The organism is Streptomyces sp. NPDC030814 (genome assembly GCF_055572155.1).
Window position 1 is genome coordinate 16,672 of record NZ_JBVIDX010000005.1, and the last position, 24,323, is coordinate 40,994.

Annotated in this window: 9 protein-coding genes and 1 pseudogene; all 10 read right to left on the minus strand. The window is 73.1% G+C overall.

Annotation, left to right across the window (positions count from 1 at the left end; all coding sequences use genetic code 11):
* Nucleotides 1-196: 196 nt before the first annotated feature.
* Nucleotides 197-475, minus strand: a complete 279-nt coding sequence (locus tag ACZ43N_RS12670) for a helix-turn-helix domain-containing protein (protein ID WP_468097118.1) — start codon at nt 473-475, stop codon at nt 197-199.
* A 353-nt stretch (nt 476-828) separates the two neighbouring features.
* The gene (locus ACZ43N_RS12675; RefSeq protein WP_468097119.1) at nt 829-1,611 is read right to left on the minus strand and encodes a glucose 1-dehydrogenase; all 783 of its coding nucleotides are present in this window, start codon (nt 1,609-1,611) and stop codon (nt 829-831) included.
* A gap of 11 nt (nt 1,612-1,622) precedes the next feature.
* Nucleotides 1,623-1,775, minus strand: a complete 153-nt coding sequence (locus ACZ43N_RS12680) for a hypothetical protein (protein WP_468097120.1) — start codon at nt 1,773-1,775, stop codon at nt 1,623-1,625.
* Nucleotides 1,772-3,475 (minus strand): 3-hydroxyacyl-CoA dehydrogenase family protein, encoded by a 1,704-nt coding sequence (locus ACZ43N_RS12685; RefSeq protein WP_468097121.1) that lies wholly within the window; start codon nt 3,473-3,475, stop codon nt 1,772-1,774. The genes ACZ43N_RS12680 and ACZ43N_RS12685 overlap by 4 nt, the downstream gene beginning before the upstream one ends.
* Entirely contained in the window at nt 3,472-4,848 is a 1,377-nt protein-coding gene (gene ccrA, locus ACZ43N_RS12690) for a crotonyl-CoA carboxylase/reductase (RefSeq protein WP_468097123.1), read from the minus strand. Before ccrA ends, ACZ43N_RS12685 begins: the two co-directional genes overlap by 4 nt.
* A 35-nt stretch (nt 4,849-4,883) precedes the next feature.
* Entirely contained in the window at nt 4,884-6,104 is a 1,221-nt protein-coding gene (locus ACZ43N_RS12695) for a cytochrome P450 family protein (RefSeq protein WP_468097125.1), read from the minus strand.
* A 78-nt stretch (nt 6,105-6,182) separates the two neighbouring features.
* The gene (locus ACZ43N_RS12700) at nt 6,183-7,013 is read right to left on the minus strand and encodes an LLM class F420-dependent oxidoreductase (RefSeq protein WP_468097126.1); all 831 of its coding nucleotides are present in this window, start codon (nt 7,011-7,013) and stop codon (nt 6,183-6,185) included.
* Nucleotides 7,010-8,545, minus strand: a complete 1,536-nt coding sequence (locus ACZ43N_RS12705) for a class I adenylate-forming enzyme family protein (RefSeq protein ID WP_468097127.1) — start codon at nt 8,543-8,545, stop codon at nt 7,010-7,012. The genes ACZ43N_RS12700 and ACZ43N_RS12705 overlap by 4 nt, the downstream gene beginning before the upstream one ends.
* Nucleotides 8,546-8,736: 191 nt before the next feature.
* Nucleotides 8,737-15,936, minus strand: a pseudogene (locus tag ACZ43N_RS12710) (SDR family NAD(P)-dependent oxidoreductase); the annotation flags it as partial.
* A gap of 164 nt (nt 15,937-16,100) precedes the next feature.
* Nucleotides 16,101-24,317 (minus strand): SDR family NAD(P)-dependent oxidoreductase, encoded by an 8,217-nt coding sequence (locus ACZ43N_RS12715; RefSeq protein WP_468097128.1) that lies wholly within the window; start codon nt 24,315-24,317, stop codon nt 16,101-16,103.
* Nucleotides 24,318-24,323 lie beyond the last annotated feature (6 nt).

Consider the following 24,323-nt stretch of genomic DNA (forward strand, 5'->3'; position numbering starts at 1 on the left):
TGGCTAGGGCCACTGATCTTCGTCTGCGTGTTCCGCGCCGTCCCGCGACACAGGGCCCGGGCTTCTGAGGAAGTCCGGGTCCCTGCAAAGCAGTGTCGTGCGGTGGCGCTGTGCGCCATCGCACGAGCCTTGGCCGCCCACTCCCCCATCCTCGTGATGGCGGAGGTCGGTTGCTTCACCGCGGCGGAGATCTCCTTCACCGCTTTGCGCAGGCTGCGCGAGGCACGTCGTCCTCCATGGGAATGGCGTACAGCGGTAGCTCCTCGATACCGAGCGTGCGCAGCAGGTAAGCGGTGGGGATGCGGTAGCGTCCGCCGACCCACAGCACGGGGCATGGGAAAGAACCGAGGCGGATCAGCTTGTACGCCGTCCCGGGGCAGATCCCGAAAGCGCGGGCAGCGGTGCGCAGGTCGACGCTCAGGGGCAGGTCAAGGACCTCCGCAAAGCCGAGCGGCGGGCCGGAACGCCCGCTCACTGCCGGGCTCCCACGGGGTGCAGGACCACTGTGCCGATGAGGTCGGCCTCCTCGTGGCGGCGGGCCCGGAACACCAGGTCGGGCAGGCGAGTACCGGTCCGCCGCGAGCCGCTCCCCGCCGAGCAACCGGTCAGCCCCGATGTCGAGAGGATCTCCGCCGCCCGGCCGGCTCCTTCGCCGGGTGATCCCCCGTACGCGTTGTCCGGGGCGGGCCATCCGCAAGCGATTGGCTGTCGAGTCGGTCAGGATCCGCTGAGGCGGTCGAGGGCGGAGGGCGGCGGCCCGGCGGAGGACGCGAGCGGTCACGGGCCTCGGCCCTGGGCCGCGGGCCCGCGTTGGCCTCCCCGTCGCCCTCAGGACCGCTCGGAGCGGCCACCGTCGATCGTCACCACCGTGGCGTTGATGTACGACGCCTCGTCGGACAGGAGGAAGGCGGCCAGGGCGGCGACCTCGTCGGGGCGGCCGAACCGCCCCGCCGGGATCCTGTCGAGGGCCTTGTCGATCTCCTCCGGGGCGTGCCGGCGAAGCACGCCCAGGTGGTTCTCCAGCATCGGGGTCAGGATGGTGCCGGGGGCCACGGCGTTGACGGTGATGCCGTACCGGCCGTACTCCACGCCGGCGTTACGCGTCAGGCCGACCACGCCGTGCTTGGAGGCGTGGTAGTCGGATCCCAGGCCGTTGGCGCGGATACCGAAGAGCGACGCGGTGTTGAGCACCCGTCCGTGACCCTGTTCGCGCATGACTTGCAGCACGTGCTTCAGGCCGAGGAACACGCCGGTGAGGTTGATCGCGACGGTCCGCGCGAAGTCCTCGTGGCCGATGTCCTCGGTGCGCCGTTGCGTCGGCTCGACACCCGCGTTGTTGAAGAAGCAGTCGATCCGGCCGTGGTGCTCGACGGTCCGGGCCACGTACCGTGCCACGTCCGCCTCCTGGCTGACGTCCGCCACGACCGTCCGTACCTCCGTGCCGGGCGCGGCCTCCCCCAGCTCCACCACGGAGTCGGCCAGGCCCCGCTCGTTGATGTCGACCAGGACCAGCCGGGCGCCCTCGGTCGCGAGCCGGACCGCGGTGGCGCGGCCGAGTCCGGAGCCGCCGCCGGTTATCAGGGCGACCTTGTCGGTGAACCTGTGCCGCATGCCGCTCCCCCTCACGCCGTCGGGACGGGCAGCGACCGCAGCCCGTGGTGGAGCATGCCGGGGAACAGCGTCACCGCGTCCGCCCCGTTCTTGCCCGACCCCGCATCCGCCGGCAACCACGGGCTCACCCGCCGCCCCGGCCCCTCGTTCTTGAGGAGTTTCACTGCGCTCTCAGTCCCTTCCGGTTCTTGCGTCCCAACCAACCGGCCGCCACAAGTTGTTCGAGCACGGGCGACGGCATGAAGTCCGGCTCCCCGAACGCCTTGTACAACTCGCCCTGGATGGCCAGTGAGACGTCCAGTCCGATGGTGTCGAGCAGGGCGAACGGGCCCATGGGATGGCCGAAGCCCCGCTCGATCGCCGTGTCGATCCCCTCGATGTCCGTGTCGTGCCGGTCCAGGAGGTTCAGGGCGCGCCCCAGGTAGGGGAACAGCAGGTAGTTGACGATGAAGCCGACGCGGTCCCGGCAGTGCACCGTCGTCCGGCCGAGCCGCTCACACACGGCCTGCGCGGTGGCGGCGGCCTCGTCGCTCGTGGCGTCGGTGCGGACGAGTTCCACCAGCCGCATCGCCGGGGCGGGGTTGAAGAAGTGCATCCCCAGCACGCGGGAGGGGCGTCCGGATGCCTCGGCACACGCGGTGACCGAGAGGCTGGACGTCGTGGTCGCCAGTAGCGCACCGGGTCGGCACACCGCACCGAGCCGGGCGAACAGGGCGCGTTTGACGTCGAGGTCCTCCGTCACCGCCTCGATCACCAGGTCGCAGTCGCCCAGCGCATCCACGTCGTCGGCACCGACCAGCAGATCCAGCGCGGCGGCTTTCACCTGTGGCCCGATCCTGCCCCGGCGGACGGCCCGCACGAGTGACTCGCCGATCCGCGCCAGGGCCTGGGATGCCTTGTCCGCGTCGCGCGCGACCAGCACCGTCGGGAAGCCCGCCGTGGCCGTGACCTCGGCGATACCGCGGGCCATGGTCCCCGAGCCCACCACGCCGACGCGACGGACGTCGGCCGGTGCGGCAGGGAGACCGGCGAGGCGGCCGGGCTCGGCCGGCCGGTCGACGTCGTACGCGTAGAAGCCGTGTCCGCTCTTCCGGCCGAGGCTCCCTTGGCGTACCAGCCGGGTCAGCACCGGTGCGGGTGCGAAGGAGTCGTCGTCGGTGCAGGTCCACAGGCCGGTGAGGACGGACAGCGCGGTGTCGAGACCGATGCGGTCGAGCAGTTCCAGTGGCCCGAACGGCAGGCCGCAGCCCAGGCGCATGGCGGTGTCGATGTCGTGCCGGTCCACCTCGCCCCGCTCGTACAGGGTCATGGCTCGGTTGAGGTAGGCGTACACCAGGGCGGTGGCGTCGGCCGCGCACCGGGAGTCCACGGCCACCGGCGTCAGGCCGAGCCGGGCGACCAGCTCGTCGACGGCGACGGCGGTTTCCGGTGAGGTCATGGGCGTGCGCAGGGCCTGGACCGGGCCCTGGGGTTCGGGCGGGATCAGGAAGCGCAGCCCCATCGTGTCCGCGGGGCGGCCGGAGGCGACCGCCAGCCGGGGCAGTGACAGTGAGGACGTGGTGGTCACCACGGGGGTGCCGTCGGCGCAGAGGGTGTGCAGACGGTGCAGCGTCTCGCTCTTCACGGCCTCGTCCTCGCTCACCGCCTCGATGACCAGGTCGGCCCTGCTCAGCTGGGCGATGTCCGCGCCGAGGTGAACAGGGGCGGGACCGTCGGCCGTGGGGCGCCCGTTCAGCCGGGCGAGGGCCGCGGGGTCGGAGTCGACTGCGATCACCTCGTGCCCGGTGTCCCGCAGCATGTCCAGCAGCACCCGGCCGACGGTGCCCAGGCCGACGATCCCGACGACGTGCCTGTGTGGTGTCATGACCGAGGTGTCCTCTCCTGCGGCCGGGAGGCAACAGCCGTCTCCCGGAAGCGGTTGATGGCGTCTATGTGCTGGGCGCGCTTGTCGTGGTCGCGGACTCCGAGGCCTTCCTCGGGGGCCAGGCACAGGACGCCGACCTTGCCCTGGTGGAGGTTGCGGTGGACGTCGTGGGCGGCCTGCCCGGTGTCCTCCAGGGCGTACACCTTGGACAGGGTCGGGTGGATCTTGCCCTTGGCGACCAGCCGGTTGGCCTCCCATGCCTCGCGGTAGTTGGCGAAGTGCGAGCCGATGATCCGCTTCAGCGACATCCACAGGTAGCGGTTGTCGTACTCGTGCTGGAAGCCCGAGGTGGAGGCGCAGGTGACGATCGTGCCGCCCTTGCGCGTGACGTAGACGGACGCGCCGAAGGTCTCGCGGCCCGGGTGCTCGAAGACGATGTCGACGTCCTCGCCGCCGGTCAGCTCACGGATGCGCTTGCCGAACCGCTTCCACTCGCGCGGGTCCTGGTGGTGCTCGTCCGCCCAGAACCTGTAGCCCTCGGCGGTGCGGTCGATGATCGCCTCGGCGCCCATCGCCCGGCAGATGTCCGCCTTCTGCTCGCTGGAGACGACACAGATCGGGTTGGCGCCGCCGGCCAGCGCCAACTGGGTGGCGTACGAGCCCAGGCCGCCGCTCGCGCCCCAGACGAGGACGTTGTCGCCCTGCTTCATCCCGGCGCCGTTGCGCGACACCAGTTGGCGGTACGCGGTGGAGTTGACCAGCCCGGGTGCGGCGGCCTCCTCCCAGCTCAGGTGGTCCGGCTTGGGCATCAGCTGGTTGGACTTCACCAGTGCGATCTCCGCGAGCCCGCCGAAGTTCGTCTCGAAGCCCCAAATCCGCTGCTCGGGGTCGAGCATCGTGTCGTTGTGCCCGTCCGACGACTCCAGCTCCACGGACAGACAGTGCGCGACGACCTCGTCCCCCGGCTTCCAGGAGTTGACGCCGGGACCGGTCCGCAGGACGACGCCCGCGAGGTCGGAGCCGATGATGTGGTACGGCAGGTCGTGCCGCTTGGTGAGCTCGGAGAGCCTGCCGTAGCGCTCCAGGAAGGCGAACGTCGGCAGTGGCTCGAAGATGGCCGACCAGACGGTGTTGTAGTTCACGGACGACGCCATGACGGCCACCAGGGCCTCACCCGGACCGAGTTCGGGCACCGGCACCTCGTCCACGTGCAGCGACTTGCGTGGGTCCTTGTCCGCCGAGGCCATTCCCTCGAAGAGGCCGACCTCTTCCTTGCGGAGGACCACGGCGCGACAGGACTCGGGGATCGCCAGACCGGCGACATCGGCGCTGGTCGCGTCGCCGGAGAGGACGGCGCCGACGATGTGCTTCATGGGGTTTCCCCGCGCTGCCGACGGGTCGCCCGCGGTCATCGCTGTGCCGTCCGGACGGGCAGTGACCGCAGCCCGTGGTGGAGCATGCTGGGGCGCCATTCCAGTTCCTCGGGGTCGACCGTGAGCTCCAGTGAGGGGAAGTGCGCGAGGAGGCGCCGGAACGCGATCTCCCCCTCGACCCTGGCCAAGGGTGCGCCGATGCAGTGGTGGATGCCGTGGCCGAACGCCAGGTGCCCCTGCGCGGTGCGGGTGACGTCCAGGCGGTCGGGCTCGGGGAAGCGGGCGGGATCCCGGTTGGCCGAGCCCAGCGCGATGAACACGAACTCACCTGCGGGAATGCTCACTTCGCCGACAGTCACCGGTTCGACGGTGCGCCGCCAGTGGCTGATGTTGGCCGAGCCGTCGTAGCGCAGGAACTCCTCGACAGCGCCCGCCAGCAACGCCGGATCGTCCCGTACGGCAGCCAGTTGGTCCGGATGGCGCAGCAGCGCCAGCATGCCGTTGCCCACAAGATTGACGGTGGTGTCGAAGCCGCCGACGAACAGCAGCACGGTGAAGGAGATGATCTCGTCGTCGGACAGCCGGTCCGAGCCGTCGGCCGCCAGGATCAGCGAGCTGAGGAGGTCCTCCCCGAGGTCGGCGCGCTTGGCCGTGACCATCCTGCTGACCAGTTCGGCCAGGGCGTTCGACGCCTTTGCCGCGGCCTCTCGGTCACCGTCGGAGGTCAGCACCGAGGCATGGGCGCAGAACTCGGCCCGGTCGGCGACCGGCACTCCCAGGAACTCGGAGATGACCGTCCTGACCATGGGGACCGCGAAGTCGGCGATCACATCGAACTCGACACGACCCTCCAGCGACCCCAGCACCTCGTCCGCGACCTCCTCGATCCACGGACGCAACCCGGTCACCTGCCGCATCGTGAACGCCTTCGTCACCAGCCCCCGAAGCCGCGTGTGATCCGGCGGATCCATGTTCACCATCGACCGGTTGATCACATGCGAGTAGTCCCGCTGCCGACTCATGTCACTCTGATGACGCTCGAACAGCTTCCCCGCGTCCGCCACGTTCTTGCTCAACCGCGCGTCCGCCAGCAACGCGCGCCCTTCCTCCCAACGGGTCACCCACCACACCTTCAGCCCCGTCGGCATCACCACCTCATGCACCGCGCCCAGCTCCCGCAACCGCGCGTTGACCCCGTGCGGATCCCGCACGAACTCCGCGCCCAGCACCACGGGCTCACTCGTTGTGGAACTCATCGGCTCCGCTCTCCTTGTCCCTGTCGGTGGACTCTCGTCTCGGTGGACTGTCGTTGACTTGCCGGTCTGCCGGTCCGGTCAGCGCAGGCGGTCGCCGAGTCGCAGGGCGATCCGGTCGACAGTCCTGGTCATGCGGGCCGTGTCGAGGGGTCTGACCCAGAACAGGACGCGGTCGACGCCGACGGCCGCGTAGCTGTCGGCGTCACGGAGTTCGCCGCCGAAGAGGGTCACCGGGAGGGGCTGGTCGCTGCCCGGCCTGCGGACGGTCTTCTTGAACTCGGCGATGTGGTCGAGGACTCCGGGGCGGAGCATCGGGATCCACTCGTCGCCGTAGGCGAGGACGCGTTCGGCGACCCGGGGGCCGTTTCCGGCAACCAGGATGGGCGGGTGGGGCCGTTGGACGGGCTTGGGCCAGGAGGTGACGTGGTCGAAGTCGACGAAGTCGCCGTGGTAGGAGGCGATGTCATGGGTCCAGATCTGTCGCATGGCCTCGACCCGCTCCCGCATGACGCGCCAGCGGTCGTCGGGGTCGGTGCCGTGGTTGCGCAGTTCCTGTTTGATCCAGCCGGGTCCCACCCCCAGGTGCAGGCGGCCGCCGGAGAGGACGTCCACGGACGCCACTTCCTTGGCGGTGATGATGGGGTCGCGTTCCGGGACCAGCAGGATGCCGGTGCCGATCCGCAGGGTCGTGGTGGCCTGCGCCACCGCGCCCAGGGCGACCAGCGGGTCCATGCCCTTTCCGAACTCCGGCGCGAGACCGGCGACGTCGTCCCCTTCGGGCGTGACGGCCGGGATGTGGGTGTGGTCGGGCAGGAACAGGGACTCGAAGCCCCGGTCCTCCAGCAGGGCGCCGAACTCTCCGGGTGAGATGGCGTCCTGGGTGGGGAACATGACGAAGCCGAACTTCACGACGCGCTCTCCTTGGCCGCCGTGCGGGACGCGTCTTCCCGGGCCGCCAGGTAGTCCGCCGTGAGCCGCTGACGGCCCAGCTTCCCTGTGGGCAGGACGGGGAGCCTGTCCACGGGGATGATCTCGCTGGGGTGCTTGTACGCGCCGATACGGCCGGTCAGGTGCTCCAAAAGCTTGGGAGGGTCGACCTCTCGTCCCGGCTCGGGTTCGACCAGGGCGACGATGCGTTCGCCGGTGGCGGCGTCGGGCACGCCGAAGGCGATGGCAGCCGCCACGTCCGGGTGCGCGGACAGTTCCCGCTCGATCTCCAGCGGGGAGATCGGATAGCCCTCGACCATGATCAGGTCCTTCTTCCGGCCGACGAACAACAGGCAGCCGTCCGGTCGTTGGCGGACGATGTCCCCGCTGGCGAGCCACTGGCGGCGGTCGAAGGGGTCCACTCCCGTCCCGTTCCAGGACCCGACGGGCCGGGAGGGGGTGCGGATCAGCAGCTCGCCGGCTTCGTCCGGCTCGGCGTCGACCCTGATCTCCACGCCGGGCAGCGGCCATCCGATGGACGGCTCGTCGACTGCGTCGATCCGGGGCTGCTCGATCACGGGAGCGGCGGTCTCGGTCATGCCGTAGACGCCGGTCAGAGAGGACTTGAAGGTCTCGGCGAACTCCCGGCTGAGCTCGATCGGGCAGGCGTCGCCCCCGGTGACGCAGCGCGTGTCCGTGAGATCGGGTGCCGGTTCGGCGGCGGCGCGGGCCTCGGCGAGGAGCGCGCGGTAGGTGGTCGGCGCACCGCCGATCCAGCCGAACCGGTGGGCGCGCAGCATCCGCAGGACGACGTCCGGCTCGTTGGTCGCGGCCAGGGCCAGCGGGGAGCCGCGGCGCAGCGAGGTGAGCAGGACGAGGACACCCCACGGGTTGACCAGGTTGATCATGTAGTACGTGGCGTCGGCGCGACCGACGCCCTGGGCCTGCGTCAGACCGAGGCCGGCGTCTAGCGTCCTGTGGGAGAGCACCAGGCTCTTGGGGCGTCCTGTCGTACCCGACGTGTAGAAGATGGCCGCGAGGTCGTCCGCGTCGACCTCGGCGGTGGTGGCCGGGGCATCGGCGAGGACGTCGTTCCACGGGCGCGTCGTCGTGGTCGTGGCGGAGGCGTCCAGGATCCACGCCCGCTCGACGGCGGCGCTCTTCTCGGTGACGTCGGAGCACGGCCCGTGTACCGCGGCCTCGCCGAAGTAGAACCGGGGCGCGCTGTCGGTGATCAGCTGTTCCACCTCGCCGGCCGACATCTTGTGGCTGACCGGCACGATCACGGCTCCCACGCGCAGGCAGGCGTAGTAGACCGCGACCAGCTCGTACCGGTTGGTCAGGTGCACCGCTGCCCGGTCCCCCTTACGCACCCCCGCCGCCAGCAGGCCACCGGCGATCCGGTCGGCGAGGCCGAGGACGGTCGCGTACGACACCGCGCCGTCGAGCGTGACCAGCGCGGGCGCGTCCGGCTGTCGTTGCGCGACCTGCTGGAAGACCGAGAAGACGGACATGAATACCTCCGGTGGTACGCCTTGCGGGGCAATCGGGGCCGTCGTCGGCGCTGGTGGTCGCGACGGCGGGCGGTGTGGGCGGTGGGGCGGCAGGCGCTGTGTGCGGCGGGGGGCGGCAGGCGCTGTGTGCGGCGGGGGGCGGCGGTCGGGGTGTGCCGGGGGGCGGCCGGCTGTGGTGCGGGCGAGTGGGGTCAGCTGATCGCGTCGGCCGCGGTGTGGGAGTCGAGCAGGCCGGTGAGGGTGTCGGCGGTGCGCGTGGCGTACTCGGTGAGCAGGGTGAAGTGGCTGCCCGGTGTGGTGGTGCGGGCCGTGAGGTCCGGCCAGTCCCCGGCCCAGCCCTGCTCGGGCGCGGAGGGCACCTGCTCGGCGGCCTCGACGAGCAGGACGGGGGCGGTGAGTCCGGTCGGCCGCCATCCGCCGCCGAAGAGGTCGAGATACCAGCCCATGGCGGTGAGGCCGGTGTCGTCGTGGGTCCAGAACTCGCCCTGCGACGCCAGCCACTCCTGGAGGATGTCGGCCGACGCCGCCTCGGGGATGGCGCCGGGCGAGAGGCTGTCGAGCAGCACCACGGCCTCGGGACGGATGCCACCGGCCTCGAGGTGCCGGGCCGTCGCGTGGGCGGCGAAGCCCCCGGTGGAGAACCCGACCAGGGTGAACGGCTCGCCCTCGGCGCAGTTCTCGACGGCGGCGGCCAGTGCCTCGGCCACGGCGTCGACGGACGCGGGCAGTCGCTCTCCGTCGCGGTACCCCGGCAGCGGTACGGCCGCCACGTGGTACCGCCCGTCGAGCGCGCCGGCGAGCCGCTGGTAGGTGAGGTTCGCGGCGCCCGGGATGAACGGCTCCACGCAGATCAGTGCCGGCCGTCCCGCCCGGCGCAGCCAGGTCGCGGCGGGCGTGTGGTCCGGCTTCGGGGGGCGGGAGAAGGTGGGGCGCAGCCGTGCGGCCGCCGTCAGGATCCCGATGCCGTCGTGGGTACGGCCCAGGGAGACCGCCTGCCTCAGCAGCGTGCCGAGGCCTGCGGCGGGACCGTCGTGGTGGGCGGCCGGTGGCGCCGCGGCGGCGCGGGACCCGGTGGCGTCGGCCAGCCGGTCGTGGAGGTGGGCCGCGAGAGCGGCGGGGGACGGGTGGTCGAAGACGACGGTCGCCGGGAGCGGGAGCGCGGTCGACGCGGCGAGCCGGTTACGTGCTTCCACGGCAGTCACGGAGTCGAAACCCAGGTCCCTGAAGGCGGTGTCGGCCGGGATGGCGGTGGGGTCCGGGTGGCTCAGGACGGCGCCGGTGTGGCGGGTGACCAGGTCGAGCAGGAACCGTCGGCGTTCCGACTCCGGCAGTGCCGCGAACCGGTCGGCCACCCCGGCGGTTGCCGCTGGCCGTGCCGGGGCGGGTGCGAGGCCCGACAGCAGCGGTGTGGGGTGCTCCGCACGCAGCGAGTTCAGGTCCAGGCGTGCCGGTATGAGCAGCGGATGGTGGCTGTCGGGCCCGGTGCCGAGGGCGGCGTCGAGCCGCGCCAGTCCTTCCGCGGCGGACATCGGCACGATCCCGGAGTTCAGGAGTTGTCGGATCCCTTCGGCGCCGAGCTCCTCCCCCATCGCCGACCTCTCCTCCCACATGCCCCAGACCAGGGCGGTCGCCGGCAGTCCCTGACGGCGGCGGCGGTGGGCGAGGGCGTCGACGAAGGTGTGCGCGGCGGCGTAGTTGCCCTGCCCGGCGAGCCCGAGCACGCCCGCCGCCGAGGAGTACAGAACGAACTCTGCGAGATCGAGGTGCTCGGTGAGCCGGTGCAGCTGCCAGGCCGCGTCGGCCTTGGGTCGCAGGACGCTGTCCATCTGGTCGGGGGCCAGTTCGCGGACGGTCGCGGGGTCCACCGTTCCGGCGGCGTGGACGACAGCCGTGAGGGGGTGGTCGGCGGGGACGGTGTCCAGGAGGGCTGCCAGGGCATCGGGGTCGGCGACGTCGCAGGCGGCGAGGGTGACGTGCGCGCCGTGTCGGGTCAGTTCGGCGCGCAGGCTCTCGGCGCCGGGGGCGTCCGGTCCGCGCCTGCCGACGAGCAGCAGGTGTCGGACGTGGTGCCGTGTGACGAGGTGGCGGGCGGCGAGGGAGCCGAGGGTTCCCGTGCCTCCGGTGACGAGGACGGTGCCGTTCGGGTCGAGGGGGCGGGGGACGGTGAGGACGATCTTTCCGGTGTGGGCCGCGTCCCGCATGAGCCGGATCGCCCGGGGAGCGTGGCGGACGTCCAGGGCGGTGACGGGCAGGGGCTGGAGGGTGCCGTCGTCGAAGAGTTCGCCGAGGCGGGCGAAGGTGCGCGCGACGCGGTCGGGACGTGTGTCGAGTCGATACGGCAGGTAGCGCCTGCCGGGGTGGTCCAGGGCGGTCTGCCGGGGGTCGCGCGGGTCGGTCCTGCCGATGTCGACGAGACGTCCGCCGGGGGCGAGCAGGCGCAGCGAGGCGTCGGTCAGCTCGCCGCTGAGGCTGTGCAGGACGACGTCGATCCCGCGGCCCGCCGTCATGGTGCGGAACCGCTGCTCGAAGCCTGAGTCCCGGGAGGAGGCGATGTGGGAGTCGTCGAGGCCGAGGGCACGCAGGGTGGCGTGTTTCGTGGGGTGGGCGGTGGCATAGACGTCCGCGCCGAGGTGGCGGGCGATCTGGAGGGCGGCCATGCCGACCCCGCCGGCCGCCGCGTGCACCAGGACCGTCTCGCCGGGGCGCACATCGGCGACGTCGACGAGGCTCTGCCAGGCGGTGAGGAACGCGGTGGGCACGGTCGCGGCCTGCGCGGACGTCCAGCCGCGCGGCACGCGGACGAGGTTGCGGTGGTCGGTGACCGCCAGCGGCCCCATCGCTCCCTGCCAGGCGAGCCCCAGCACCCGGTCTCCGGGCCGCAGCCCCTGCACGCCGGGGCCGCACTCGGCCACCACTGCTGCCAACTCGCTGCCGAGCCGCCCGGGTTCGGGATACATGCCGAGCGTGAGGAGCACGTCGCGGAAGCTGACGCCGGCGGCGCGGACGGCAACGCGGACCTGTCCCTCCGTGAGGGGGGCCTCGGCCTCGGGGCAGGCGGCGAGGACGAGGTCGTCCGGGCTGCCGGTGGACGGTTCGCGCAGGGTCAGCCGCCAGGCCGCTTGTCCTTCCGGCACGGTCAGGGTGGTGTCGATGGTGGCTCTGGTCAGCCGGGGCACCCGCAACCGGCCGTTTCGCAGGGCCAGTTGCGGTTCACCGTCGGCGAGCGCGGTGGCGAGTGCCGTGGGCAGGTACTGCCAGGAGGCCTCGTGGTCGTCGATGTCGAGCAGGACGAACCGGCCGGGATGTTCGGACTGGGCGGTCCGCAGCAGCCCCCACGCGGGCGCCTGGGCGAGATCGCGGACGTCCTCCCCCGCCTCGGTCGCCACCGCGCTTCGAGTGAGCACCACCAGGGGCCGGTCCCGGGTCCGTTCGTCGGCCAGCCATTCCTGTACGGCGGCGAGGAGCCCCCGGGCCGAACGGTGTGCGGAGTCCGCGACGGCCGCGACGGGGTGCCCGACGCGCACCAGGACCGCCACGTCACCGTGCGGCCGGGTGGCCAGCGCGTCGACGGCGGGACCGATGCCGGTGTGGTGATGGTCCGCCCGTAGGTCGCGCGGAAGCCGGGCCGGGCCGTCCTCGGGGAGGATCCAGCAGATGTCGCGGGACGGCGGGTCCGCGGCCGGGGACACCTCGCGCCACTCCAGGAGGTAGGGCGCCTGGCGCCGGGAGTGGGCCCGCCCGACGGTCTCCGCTGTGAAGGGCCGTAGCGTCAGCGAGTCGATCACGGCGACGGGCCGGCCCGTGTCGTCGGCCAGCCGGAGCGTGTGTTCGCTGTGCCCTGCCGGGGAGGTGGCGCGTGTCGTGGTCGACAGGTGGGCGCGCACGACGGTGGCGCCCGGTGTGAAGATCCGCATGCCGGCGATGGCGAAGGGCATGCGGGCCGGCTGTCCGCCCGTGGTGTCTGCCGCCGCCTCCACGAGACAGGCCTGCAGCCCCGCGTCCAGCAGTGCGGGGTGCACGGCGAATCCCGGGTCGGCGGCGTCCCCGGGCAGGTGGGCCTCGATGTAGGTGTCGTCGCCCCGCCGCCACGCGCCCGTGAGGAGCCGGAAGGTGGGGCCGAAGTCGACGCCCTGCTCGGCGAGGCGCTCGTGGAGCGGGTCGAGGTCGACGGGGAGCGCGCCGGGGGGCGGCCATGCCGTCAGGTCGGGCCATGCGGGAACGGTGTCGTCGTGCGGAGCGAGCGTGCCGCCCGCGTAGTGGGTCCAGCCGGGCTCCGTGTCGGGCGCGTCGGTGTCGTCGGAATCGTCGGAGTCGTCGGAGGGGATCCGGAAGTGGAGGTCGACGGGGCGCCGTCCGTCGGCCGTGACCGCCCTGACCCGCAGTTGGAGGTCGACGGAGGTGTTCTCCGGCAGGACCAGAGGGGTGTACAGGGTGAGTTCGTCGAGACGGCCGCAGCCCAGCTGGGACCCGGCGTGCAGGATCAGTTCGGCGGTGCCCGCGCCGGCCGCGACCGCGCTGCCGCCCACCGCGTGGTCGCGCAGCCACGGGTGGGTCCGCACGGACAGGCCGCCGGTGAACAACCAGCCCTCCCCGTCGGCGAGTACGGCCTTGGTGTCCAGGAACGGGTGCGTCACCGGGCTCAGTCCCCCGCCTGCGCTCAGCTGCCGTGGCGGCGGGGTGTGCAGCCAGTAGGGGCGGTGCTGGAACGGATAGGTGGGCAGTTCCACACGGTCGGCGCGGGCGAGCAGCCGCGTCCAGTCGACCGGTGCTCCCCCGACGTGCAGACGGGCCAGCGCGGCGGTCAGGGCGCGCGGCTCGTCACGTTCTCTGCGCAGGGTGGGGATCCACGCGGTCGAGGACGTGCCGGCCCCGTCCGCGGCGTTCCGCTGACGGTGATGCTGCTGGCCACGGCCGGCCTGCCGGCGCGGACCGTCGCCGGGGCCGGCCTGGCCGAGCGCGGTCAGTACGGCGTCCGGGCCGATCTCCAGGAACGTGGTGATGCCCTGCTCCCGCAGCCGGGCGACGGCGTCGGCGAAGCGCACCGCACCGCGTGCCTGGCGGGCCCAGTACTCCGGCGAGCAGGCCTCCCGCGCGGACAGGGCGGCACCGGTGAGGGTGGAGACGACGGGCACGGCGGGCGGACGGAGGTCTAGTCCGGCGGCCACGCGGGTGAGTTCGTCGAGGACGGGGTCGATGTGCGGGGAGTGGAAGGCGTGGCTGACGCGCAGCCGCTGGATGCGGCGTCCGCGCTCTCGCCACTCCTCGGCGACGCGTACGACGGTGTCGTGGTCGCCCGAGATCACCGTGGCGGTCGGCGCATTGACCGCGGCGACGGACACCCGGTCCTCGTGGCCGCGGAGCGTGGCCACCACCTCCTCCTCGGAGGCGGCCAGGGCGATCATCGCCCCCGTGGCGGGCAGCGACACCATGAGCCGGCCGCGCGCGGCCACCAGCGTGGCCGCGTCCGTGAGGGACAGCACCCCGGCGACATGGGCGGCGGCGATCTCGCCGACGGAGTGTCCGGCCACGAAGTCGGGGCGGGGCCCGAGGTGTTCGACGGTCCGGTACAGCGCGACTTCCAGGGCGAAGAGGGCGGCCTGGGTGAAGTCCGTACGGTCCAGCAGCCCTGCCTCGTCCGTGTCCGGCCCGGCGAACATCACGTCCTTCAGCGGGCGTGGCAGATGCGGGTCGAGGTGGGTGCACGCCTCGTCCAGAGCCTGGGCGAACACCGGGGAGTGCGTGTGCAGGGCGCGGCCCATGCCGGGCCACTGGGAGCCCTGGCCGGAGAACAGGAACGCGGTCCCGCCCGCCGGGCCGCGCACCCCCTGGAAGAGGCCCGCCCCGGCGCGGTCGTTGGCGAGGGCGTCGAGGCCGGCGAGCAGGCTGTCGCGGTCCGTGCCGGTGAGGACGGCCCGGTGGGCGAGGTGAGCCCGGGTGGTCGCCAGGGAGTAACCGACGGCGGCGAGGTCTGTCTCCGGCGCGTCGTCGAGGAGTCGGGAGAGCTGGGCCGCCTGGGCGCGCAGTGCGCCGGGCGCGGCGGCGGAGACCGGCCAGACGAACCCGGGCACGGTCAGCGCCGGCGGCCGGTCCGGATCCTGCGGTGGGGCAGCCGGCGGCGGGGCCTGCTCCAGGACGAGGTGGGCGTTGGTGCCGGAGACACCGAACGAGGACACCGCCGCGCGGCGGGGCCGCCCGGTGTCCGGCCAGGGGCGCTGTTCGGTGAGCAGCCGCACCGACCCCCTGGACCAGTCCACCCTGGAGGAGCGGGTGTCGGCGTGCAGGGTCCGGGGCAGCTCGCCGTGGCGCAGCGCCATGACCGTCTTGATGATCCCGGCGACCCCGGCAGCCGTCTGGGTGTGGCCGATGTTGGACTTCAGCGAGCCCAGCCACAGCGGCTGGTCCGCGGGCCGGTCCTTGCCGTAGGTGTTGATCAGGGCGTTCGCTTCGATGGGGTCGCCCAGTGTGGTGCCGGTGCCGTGCGCCTCCACCAGGTCGACGTCGGACGGGGTCAGGCCCGCGTTGGCCAGCGCCTGGCGGATGACTTGTTCCTGGGCGGGGCCGCTGGGCGCGGTCAGCCCGTTGCTGGCGCCGTCCTGGTTGAGGGCGCTGCCCCGGATGACCGCCAGCACCGGATGACCGGCCCGGAGCGCGTCGGAGAGCCGCTCCAGCAGGAGCAGGCCCACACCCTCGGAGAACCCGGTGCCGTCCGCGCCGTCGCCGAACGCCTTGCACCGTCCGTCCGCGGCCAGCCCGCCCTGCTTGGTGAACTCGACGAACACCTCCGGGGTGGCCATGACCATCGCACCGCCGGCGATGGCGAGCGAGCTCTCGTCGGCACGCAGCGACTGGCAGGCCAGGTGCACGGCGGACAGCGAGGAGGAGCACGCGGTGTCCACCGTCACCGCCGGGCCGTTCAGGCCGAGCGTGTAGGCGATCCGGCCGGAGGCGACGCTGGGCAGGCCGCCCTGGAGGCGGTACCCGTCCGCGGCGGGGACGTGCCGGTCGAGAGGGGGCAGGTAGGCCTGATGGGTGACGCCGACGAAGGTGCCCGTCCGGGTGCCGCGCAGGGAGGTCGGGGCGATTCCGGCGCGCTCCGCCAGCTCCCAGGCGGTCTCCAGCAGCAGCCTCTGCTGGGGGTCCATCGCCAGCGCCTCGCGGTCGGATATCCGGAAGAGTCCGGCGTCGAAGCCGGCGGCGTCCTCCAGGAAGCCGGCCCGCCGGGGCAGCTCGGCAACGGCGCCGAGCAGGCCGTCGAGGTCCCAGCCCCGGTCGGTGGGGAACTCCCCCAGTGCCTCACCGCCGTCGGTGACCAGCTGCCACAACTGCTCGGGGGACCGGACTCCACCGGGCAGCCGGCACCCCATCGCGATCACGGCGATCGGCTCCCGGGCGGCGCCCAGCAGCTTCTGGTTCGTCCGCCTCAACTGCTCGTTGGCCAGCAGGCTGTTCCGCAGAGCCTCGACGATGTCGGCAGGCGGGTTGGTCACGGTCGGCTCCGTCTGCTCGGGGGACGTCGGTCCGTGGGCGGCGTGTGCGGCACCGCCGGGGCGGTGCGTCATCCGGACTCCTCCATGGACAGGGCGAGGGCGACGAGTTCGTCGGCGCTCGCCGACCTGATGTCCTCGGCGCCGGGGGGCCGGGCGGGGGTCGTGCCGTCGTCGGCGAGTTGCAGCAGCGTCTCCAGCAGCCCGAGGTCCCGCAGGCGGGCGACGGGTATCGAGGCAAGGGCCCGCTGGATCGCCGCGTCCGGGTCTGTCGCCGTCCGGTCGACGCCGTCGCCGTCGCCGTCGCCGGGGAACAGTTCGCCGGCGAGGTGGACGGCGAGGTCGTCGGGGGTCGGATGGTCGTAGGTGAGGGTCGCAGGCAGCTGGAGCGCGGTGGCCCTGGTGAGGCGGTTGCGTAGTTCCAGGGCCGTCAGGGAGTCGAAGCCGGACGCCTTGAAGGGCTGGTCCGCCGGCAGCGGCGAGGACGCGTCGAGCCCCAGTACGGCGCCGGCGTGGGCGGTGATGAGCGTGCGCAGCCGACGCAGCCGCGCCTCGGGGGCGAGGGCGTCGAGTTCCTGGCGCAGATCGGGGACCGCGTCGGCGGCGCCCGAGGTCCGGCGAGCGGCTGTGGCGGCGGTCAGGCGCTCCAGCAGCGGGTGCAGAGTGCCCAGTTCACTGTTGGCGCGCAGGGTCCGCTGGTTGAGGGGGCTGGCGGTGAGCACCGGGTACGGCAGATCCAGCGCGGCGTCGAGGAGGGCGTGCCCGTACTCCGCGGTGATCGGGGCGAGTCCTGTGCCGGCGATCCTCGCGTTGTCGGAGTCGGTCAACGTGCCGCTGAGTCCGGTGACCGGCTGCCACCAGCCCCAGGCCATGGAGGTGGCGGGCAAGCCCTGGCGGCGCCGGTGGTGGGCGAGGGCGTCGAGGAAGGCGTTGGCGGCCACGTAGTTGCCCTGGCCGGGGTTGCCGAAGGTGGCGGCGGTCGAGGAGTAGAGGACGAAGGCGGCCAGGTCGAGGTGGCGGGTCAGTTCGTGCAACTGCCGGGCGGCGTCGGCCTTCGGCGCGAAGGCCCTGGCGAACTGCTCGGGTGTCAGGTTGGCGATGGTGGCATCCGCCAGCGTGCCCGCCGTGTGGAAGACACCGGTCAGCGGGTGCTCGGTCGGGACGGAGTCGAGGAGTTGCCGCAGCGCGTTCGGGTCGGCGACGTCGCAGGCGGTGATCGTGACGTGCGCACCCACGCCTTCGAGCTCGGCGCGCAGCCGGTCGGCTCCGTCGGCCTCGGGTCCGCGCCGGCTCGCCAGCAGCAGGTGGCGGACCCCGTGTGTGGCAACGAGGTGCCGGGCGAGCAGAGTGCCGAGGGTACCGGTGCCTCCGGTGATCAGTACCGTGCCGTCGGGGTCCAGCGGACGGGGGAAGGTCAGGACGAGCTTCCCCGTGTGACGGGCGTTCTGCATGAGCCTGAAGGCGTCGGCTGCCTGGCGGATGCCGTAGGCGGTGACGGGCAGAGGGGTCAACGCCCCGGTGCGGAACAGGTCGAGGAGTTCGGCGAGCAGGTCCGCCAGGCGGTCGGGGCCCGCGCTGGGGTGCAGGTCGAAGGCCTGGTAGGTGAGGTGCGGGTGGGTCGTGGCCAGGTGCCCGGCGTCCCGGATGTCGGTCTTGCCGAGTTCGATGAAACGACCGCCGGGCGCCAGGAGGTCCAGGGACGCGTCGACGAAGGAACCGGTCAGGCAGTTCAGGACGACATCCACGCCACGGCCCCCGGTGGCCTCCCGGAAGCGCTCGGCGAATGCGAGGTCGCGGGAACTGGCGATGTGCTCGTCGGGGCAGTCCAGGGCGCGCAGGGTCTCCCACTTGTCGGGGTGGGCGGTCACCAGCGGCGTCGCGCCCAGGTGGCGGACCAGCTGGACGGCGGCCTGGCCGACGCCTCCGGCGGCGGCGTGGATCAGGACCGTCTCGCCGGGCCGGACGTCCGCCAGGTCCACGAGGCCGTGGTAGGCGGTGGCGAACGCCACGGGCACGCCGGCGGCCTGCGCGAACGACCACGCGTCCGGGACGTGCGTCAGCAGGCGCTGGTCGGCGACGGCGACCGGCCCGAAGGCCTTCTCGATCAGGCCCGTCACACGGTCCCCGACGGCGAACCGGTGCACGCCCGGCCCGGTCTCGGTGACGACACCGGCGGCCTCCGCCCCGAGACTCCGGGGCGGGATCAGACCGAGTGCGGCGGCGGTGTCGACGAAGTTCATCGCAGCGGCACGCACCTCGACGCGGACCTCGCCGGGCCGCAGCGGGGCGGTGGCGTCGGGCGCGGGCAGCAGGGCGAGCCGGTCGAGACCACCCGCGCCGGTGGACTCCAGCCGCCAGGCGGGGGTTTCGGCCGGCGGGGTGAGCAGCTCGGCCGTGCTGGTCCGGGCGAGCCGCGGGATGTACGGCTTCCCGGCCCGTATCGCCGTCTGGGGGTGCCCGGCGGCCAGTACGGCGGTCAGCGCGGCCGCGCTGTCGGGGTGGCGGTCGGTGTCGACCAGGACGATCCGGCCGGGGTTCTCGTTCTGGGCGGTGTGCAGCAGACCCCACGCCGGGCCGTCGGCGAGTCCGGGCGGGTCGTGGGGACCGGTGACGACGGCGTGGCGGGTGACGACCGCGAGGACGGTACGGGTCAGCCGGTCGTCGGCGAGCCATTCCCGAAGGAAGTGCAGCACGTGTTCGCACAGGGTCCGGGCGCCCTCGGCATCGGCCTGGTCCCGGGCCGGCGGGGACCAGACGACCAGCTCGGGCGGAGCCGCTCCCCGGTCGACGGCCGCGGTCAGGGCGGCGAGACCGGCATGGCGAGGGACGGTGTCCAGGGCCTCGGTGAGCCGGGGATCCGTGTCGAGCAGGGCCCATCCGGTGCTGTCGGGGGCGCCGGTGCGGGCGCCGGGCAACGCGCTCCACGTCAGGTGCAGCAGGTCGTGCTCGGGGCTGGTGGTGGCCTGGCGGCGCAGATGGTCGCCGGTGGTCGCGCGCAGGGTGAGCGCGTCGATGGTCAGGACCGGGGCGCCCGTGCCGTCGGTGGCCAGCACACGCACGGTGTCCGGCTTGGTGACCTGCAGGTGGACGCGCAAGTGCCGGGCCGGGGTTCCGGTGCGGGTGATGCCGCTGAAGGTGAAGGGCAGCCGGGGCCCGTCGCGTCCGTCGGTGCGCTCCCCCGCGGTGTCGGGCAGGGCGATGGGGTGCAGGGCGGTGTCGAGCAGCGCGGGATGGATGACGTGGCCGGTGGGCGCCAGGCCGTCGGGCAGTTCGGCCTCGGCGTAGAAGTACTCGTCCCGGTGCCACACGGAACGCAGGCCGGTGAAGGCCGGGCCGTAGTCGTAGCCCGCCTCGGCGAGGCCGGTGCGCAGGCCGGCCAGGTCGACCGGCCGGGCATCGGCGGGCGGCCACACGGCCGGTCCGACCGGTGCCGGGTCCGCCGCCGGTTGTGGGGTCAGCCGCGCTGTGGCGTGCAGGGTCCAGGCGGGCGGGTCGGTTTCGGCGGTGTGGACACGCGCGTGCAGGGTGACCGGCCGGTGCCCGTGGTCGTCGGGCGGGCCGACCCTCAGCTGCAGGTCGAGGGTCTCCTGGTCGGGCAGCACCATGGGGGCGTGCAGGGTCAGCTCGGCGATGTGCGGGCACCCGGCCAGGTCGGCCGCGTGCAGGACCATGTCCAGGTAGGCGGTGCCGGGGACCAGCGCGACTGAGGTGGCGGCATGGTCGGCGAGCCAGGGGTGGGTGTCCAGGCCGACACGGCCGGTCAGGAGCAGGCCCTCGTCGTCGGGCAGGTCGACCATCGCGCCCAGCAGCGGGTGCCCCGTCGTGCGCTGCCCTGCGGTCACCGCCTCGGCCGAGGGGGCCTGGACGAGCCAGTGGCGGCGGTGTTCGAAGGCGTACGTGGGAACGTCGACGCGGCGGGCCCCGGCGTACAGGGCACTCCAGTCGAGGTCGTGCCCGTGGGTGTGCAGGTGTGCCGCGGCGGATGCGAGGGAGCCGGTCTGCGACTGGGTGCGGTGCAGGGTGCCGACGACGAGCCCGGCGGCGACAGCGGTCTCCTCGACGGCCGGCACGAGTACCGGGTGCGGGCTGCACTCCAGGAAGGTGCGGTACCCCTGGGCGGCCAGCGAGCGAATGGTGTCGGTGAGGCGGACCGTGTTGCGGAGGTTGTCCCACCAGTAGGCGGCGGTCAGGGTCCTGCCGTCGAGCGGGCCGTCCTGGAGACGGCCGTCCACCGTGCTGTGGAAGGCGATGGAGGTGGGGTGCGGGGTGATGCCCGCGAGCCGTTCCAGGATGTCGTCGTGCAGCGGCTCGATGTGCGGGGAGTGGCCGGCGACCTCCACGTCGATACGCCGCGCCCGTATGCCCTCCGCATCGCACCGCCGCAGCAGTTCCTCCACGGCGGTGCCGACGCCGGCGACGACCGTGGAGGCGGGGCTGTTGACCGCGGCCACGCCGATGTCACCGGCGTACTCGTCGACGAGCTCCCGGGCCCGGTCGGCGGGCAGGCCGAGCGTGGCCATGGAGCCGGTGCCGGACAGGACGGCCAGTGACTGGGCGCGCAGGACGACCAGTTTCGCCGCGTCGGCCAGGGTGAGGGCACCTGCGATGTGGGCGGCGGCTATCTCGCCCTGGGAGTGTCCCACCACGGCGTCCGGGCCGAGACCGTAGGACTGCCACAGGCGGGCGAGCGAGGTCATCACCGCGAACAGCGCGGGGTGGACGACGTCGACCCCTTCCAACGCGGGCGCACCCGGAGCGCCGCGCAGGACGTCCACCACCGACCAGCCGGTGTGGGGCCGCAGGGCCTCGTCGGCCGCGTCGAGTGCCTGCGCATAGGCCGGGTGGGCGTCGTACAGTTCCATGCCCATGCCGGGCCACTGCGAGCCCTGCCCGGGGAAGACGAACACCAGCTTCCCCGGCCCCGACACAGGCACGGCAGCCTGGGTGAGGCAGGGGTGGTCCTCCTGCCGTTGCAACGCCCGCAGGCCGTCGAGGAGTTCGTCACGGGTACGGCCCCGCACCACGGCGCGGTGCGCGAAGGCGCTGCGTGCGGTGCCCAGCGTATGAGCCACGTCCACGGGATCGAGGTGGGGGTGGACGGCGGCGTGCTCGCGCAGCCGGGCGGCCTGGGCCCGCAGCGCGGTCCGGCTCTTCGCCGAGACGGGCCACAGGATCTCCGCCGGCGTCCCGCCGCCGGCGGCGGGCGCGGGGGCCGCGGGCAGGGGCGACTGCTCCAGGATCAGGTGGCTGTTGGTGCCGGAAACGCCGAAGGACGACACCGCGGCGCGCCGGGGGCGGCCGTCGATGTCCGGCCACGGCTGTTCCTCGGTGAGCAGCCGCATCGCGCCGGCCGACCAGTTCACGTGTGGGGAAGGGGCGTCGATGTGCAGGCTCCTGGGCAGCAGTCCGTGCCGGATGGCCATGACCATCTTGATCAGTCCCGCGACCCCGGCGGCGGCCTGCGTGTGACCGAGGTTGGACTTCACCGATCCCAGCCACACCGGCTGTTCGGCGGGTCGCTGACCGTAGGTGGCCAGCAGCGCGTGCGCCTCGATCGGGTCGCCGAGCGGTGTTCCGGTGCCGTGGGCCTCGATCGCGTCGATGTCGTGGGGGCCCAGCCCGGCGTTGACGAGGGCATGGCGGACGACCTGTTGTTGTGCCGAACCGCTGGGCGCGGACAGACCGTTGGAGGCGCCGTCCTGGTTGACCGCGCTGCCCCGGATCACCGCGAGGACCGGGTGGCCGTTCGCGCGGGCGTCCGACAGCCGTTCCAGCAGCACCATGCCGACGCCCTCGGCGAGGCCGATGCCGTCGGCGGACGCCGAGAACGCCTTGCACCGGCCGTCCGGGGCGAGGACGCGCTGTCGGGAGAACTCGACGAGCACACCAGGACCGGACATCACGGTCGCCCCGCCCGCCAGCGCCAGGTCGCAGTCGTGGGCGCGGAGCGCCTGGCAGGCCTGATGGATCGCCACCAGGGAGGAGGAGCAGGCCGTGTCCAGGGTGATCGCCGGTCCCTCCAGCCCCAGGAGGTAGGAGATCCGGCCCGAGGCCACGCACAGCGCGGTTCCCAGGAACGCATGGCCCGCCACCTCCTCTCCTGCCTGGTGGAGACGGGGGCCGTACTCCTGGGAGATCACCCCGGCGAACACCCCGGTGCGGGTGCCGCGCAGGCTTGCGGGAGCGATGCCGGCGTGCTCGACCGCCTCCCAGGACACCTCCAGGAGCAGCCGCTGCTGCGGCTCCATCGCGGTCGCCTCGCGCGGTGAGAGTCCGAAGAATCCCGCGTCGAAGTCGGCGGCGTCGTACAGGAACCCGCCGTACCGCGAGGAGATCTTCCCCAGCTCACCCGGGGTCGGGTCGTACAGGCGGTCCGTGTCCCAGCCGCGGTCTCCGGGGTGCTCGCCGATCCCGTCACGGCCGCCCAGCACCAGGTCCCACAGGGACTCCGCGCTGGTCACCCCGCCGGGGAAGCGGCAGCCGATCCCGACGATCGCGATCGGCTCGTCCGTCGCGGCACGGCGCACGGGGCGCACCGGGGCCTCGTCCGGCGCGGCGAGGCCGAGTTCGTGGCGCAGATGGTCGGCGAGGGCCAGGGGGGTGGAGTGGTCGTAGACGAGGGTGGCCGGGAGGTCGAGGCCGGTGGCCGCCGAGAGGGCGCCCGCCAGCTCGACCACGGTGAGCGAGGTGAGCCCGCTCTCCAGGAAGGTGAGGGTGCCGAAGGAGCCGGAGGAGCCGGAGGAGCCGACGGAGTCGGCGGAGTCGGCGTGGCCCCGTACCCTGTCGGTTTCCCGGGCGATCAGATCGACCAGGATCGCGCGTTGTTCGGCCGGGGAGACGTCGCGCAGCTCCGCAGTGTCGAACTCGGCGGTCCGCGGCGGCACCGCGGGCTCCTGCGGACAGACGACCGGGGCCGGAGCTGAGACCGGAGCCGAAGCTGAGACCGGGGCCGGAGCTGAGACCGGAGCCGAAGCTGAGACCGGAGCTGAGGCCGGGGCCGGAGCTGAGGCCGGGGCCGGGGCCGGGGTGAGGAGTTCTTCGTACGCCGTCTCCCAGTTGACCGGCACTCCGTTGACGTACGCGTGGGTGAGGGCGCGCAGGAGGCTCTCGCGGTCGCTCTTCCTGCGGTCCAGCGTGGGGATCACCACGCCGGTCACGCCCTCCGAGCGCAGCGTCTCGTCGATGACGGTGGTGAGTGTGGGATGGGCGCTGACCTCGATGAAGAGCCGGTGGCCCGCGGCGACGAGCGCGCGCACGGCCTGCTCGAAAAGGACCGTGCCACGCATTGAGCGGTACCAGTGCGCGGCGGTGAGGTCGGCGGCACCGAGCCGCGAGCCCGTGGCGGTGGAGTAGAAGGCGGCGCGGAGCGGGCCCGGGGCCGCGGAGGACACCTGTCCGAGCATCAGCTCGCGCAGGACCTCCGTCTGGCGGGAGTGGCCGGCGACCTCGATCCCGGGCACCTTCCAGGCCCAGAGCCCCTCGCCGGTCAGCTCGGCCAGGAGTTCGTCCACGGCGTCCCGGTCACCGCTGACCGTCACGTTGCGGGCGCTGTTGACGGCGGCGATGTCGAGTCGTCCTGCCCATGTGCCGAGCAGCGGTTCGACGCGGTCGACGGAGGCGGCGACGGATGCCATCGCGCCCCGCCCCTCGATACGGGTGAGCGCGCTGCCGTACTGAGCGAGGAGCCGGGCGGCGTCCTCGATGGCCACGGCACCACAGGCGTGGGCGGCGGCGATCTCGCCGACGGAGTGTCCGACGACCGCCGTCTCCTTCAGGCCGTGGGCGCGCCAGGTGTCCGCGAGGGCCGAGGACAGGGCGAACTGGACGGGCTGGATGGTGCCGAGCCGGGTGAGCTCCGCTTCCTCGGCGAGCGCGTCGGCCGGGTTCCAGCCGTCCAGGTGGGTGCTCAGTGTCCGGCCGTAGAACTCGATGCGCTCCTGGAATGCGGGCGAGGACGCGCGCAGTTCCGCCGCCATGCCCGGCCAACTGGCGCCCTGGCCGGGGAAGACCAGGACGGGTTCGCGGGCCACGTCGGCGGTGCCGGTGAGGATGTCGCGCCCGGCCCGGCCCTGGGCCAGGGCGGTGAGGCCGCGCAGCAGTCCGTCCCGGTCCGTGGCGAGTACCGCGCCGCGTCGGTGGGCGTGGACCGTGGTCAGGCTGCGGTGGCGGAGGTCCCGCAGCGTCTCCTCCGGGGCCGACGCGGCCTCCTCACGCAGCCGGTCGGCCGCCGCCGCGAGCGCGTCCGGGGAGTTGCCCGAGACCAGCAGGGGTGGGGTGAGATGTTCCATGGTCGA

Coding starts and splice junctions, on each gene's coding strand:
- ACZ43N_RS12675 (WP_468097119.1), bottom strand. CDS start 1,611: ATGCGGCACAGGTTCACCGACAAGGTCGCCCTGATAACCGGCGGCGGC.
- ACZ43N_RS12685 (WP_468097121.1), bottom strand. CDS start 3,475: ATGACACCACACAGGCACGTCGTCGGGATCGTCGGCCTGGGCACCGTC.
- ccrA (WP_468097123.1), bottom strand. CDS start 4,848: ATGAAGCACATCGTCGGCGCCGTCCTCTCCGGCGACGCGACCAGCGCC.
- ACZ43N_RS12695 (WP_468097125.1), bottom strand. CDS start 6,104: ATGAGTTCCACAACGAGTGAGCCCGTGGTGCTGGGCGCGGAGTTCGTG.
- ACZ43N_RS12705 (WP_468097127.1), bottom strand. CDS start 8,545: ATGTCCGTCTTCTCGGTCTTCCAGCAGGTCGCGCAACGACAGCCGGAC.
- ACZ43N_RS12715 (WP_468097128.1), bottom strand. CDS start 24,317: ATGGAACATCTCACCCCACCCCTGCTGGTCTCGGGCAACTCCCCGGAC.